Source organism: Streptomyces sp. NPDC054840, from assembly GCF_053611065.1.
In genome coordinates, this window is record NZ_JBSGZP010001079.1 from 1 (window position 1) to 1,526 (window position 1,526).

Annotated in this window: 2 protein-coding genes; one reads left to right on the top strand and one right to left on the bottom strand. The window is 70.8% G+C overall.

Annotated elements, in window-relative coordinates:
• Positions 1 to 7 precede the first annotated feature (7 nt).
• Positions 8 to 808 (bottom strand): crotonase/enoyl-CoA hydratase family protein, encoded by an 801-nt coding sequence (locus ACWGIU_RS37655; protein WP_453712566.1) that lies wholly within the window; start codon positions 806 to 808, stop codon positions 8 to 10.
• A gap of 198 nt (positions 809 to 1,006) precedes the next feature.
• Here ACWGIU_RS37655 and ACWGIU_RS37660 point away from each other — a divergent pair.
• Positions 1,007 to 1,526, top strand: a 520-nt coding sequence (locus ACWGIU_RS37660; protein ID WP_453712568.1) for an AMP-binding protein, incomplete at its 3' end; no start/stop codon positions are given.

Genomic DNA, 1,526 nt, shown 5'->3' on the forward strand with positions numbered 1-1,526 from the left:
GCCCGAACTACTCGCGCCGATACACCGCAAGCCGCTTCTCGGCGAAGGCCCGCGCCCCCTCCTTCGCGTCGGCGGTGTCGAAGACCGGCCATCCCCGCAGCAGTTCGGACGCCAGCCCCTCCCGCTCCGTCAGCTCGGCGGTCTCGTAGACCGACGCCTTGACCGCCTCCACCGCCAGCGGCCCGCACGCGTTGATCCGCTCCGCGATCTCCAGGGCCGCCGCCAGCGCCGTACCGTCCGGTACCACGCGCCCGACCAGCCCGATCCGCTCGGCCTCGGCGGCGGAGTACGGGCGGCCGGTCAGCAGCATCTCCAGGGCATGCGTCCGCGGGATCTGGCGTGGCAGCCGCACCGTGGAGCCGCCGATCGGGAAGAGCCCGCGCTTGACCTCGAACAGGCCGAAGGTGGCTCCCTCGGCCGCCACCCGGACGTCCGTGCCCTGCAGGATCTCGGTCCCGCCGGCCACGCAGTAGCCCTCCACCGCCGCGATCACCGGCTTGCGCGGCCGGTGGTGGCGCAGCATCGCCTTCCAGTGCAGGTCGGGGTCGGCCTTCAGGCGGTCCCGGTACCGGTCGCCCGCCATTCCCTTCCCGGCGAGGGCCTTGAGGTCCATTCCGGCGCAGAAGTCCCCGCCCGCGCCGGTGAGGACCACCGAGCGGATCCCGTCGTCGGCGTCCGCCTCCAGCCAGCCGTCGTACAGCCCCACCAGCAGCGGCAGCGAGAGCGCGTTCTTCGCCTCGGGCCTGTTCATGGTGAGCACCAGCGTGGCGCCGTGCCGATCCACGGTCAGGTGTTCCGTCCCACCCATTGCCGTCCTCCCGTCTCAAGACCTAGAACAGGTTGCAGTAGGGGAGGGTGCAGTTCAATAGTTTTCTGACACCCAGTCAGTTTTCTTGGGCGGCGCCCTTCCCAGTTCCCGTCTCCGGCGCTCTAATGACCGCCGGAGCAGGCCGGCCACGTGTCCGGTCGCCGGGAACTCCGGGAACTTCCAGGGTCAGGAGGAACGGTGGAGTACAACCTTGCCGACCTGTTCGAGTCGGTCGTGGACGTGGTCCCGGACCGCGAGGCCCTTGTGTACGTGGACCATCCCGGGACGGGCGCCGAGCGCCGCCTGACGTACGCGGAGCTCGACACGGCGGCGAACCGGATCGCGCACCACCTGCTCGACAGCGGCTTGCAGGCCGGCGAGCACCTGGGCCTGCACCTCTACAACGGGATCGAGTACCTGCAGACCGTGCTGGCCTGCCTGAAGGCCCGGCTGGTCCCGGTGAACGTCAACTACCGTTATGTGGAGGAGGAGCTGGTCTACCTCTACAACGACGCCGATCTCGCCGCCCTCGTCTTCGAGGGCGAGTTCACCGAGCGGGTCGCGGCCGCGCTGCCGCAGACGACGAAGCTCCGGCACCTGATCCGCGTCGGTGAGGCTCCCGAGGGCGCCCCGGAGCCGTCCGTCACGCCGGTCCCGTACCCGGACGCCGAGGCGGCCGGCTCACCCGGGCGCGGATTCCCGCCGCGCAGCCCCGACG

Coding starts and splice junctions, on each gene's coding strand:
- ACWGIU_RS37655 (WP_453712566.1), bottom strand. CDS start 808: ATGGGTGGGACGGAACACCTGACCGTGGATCGGCACGGCGCCACGCTG.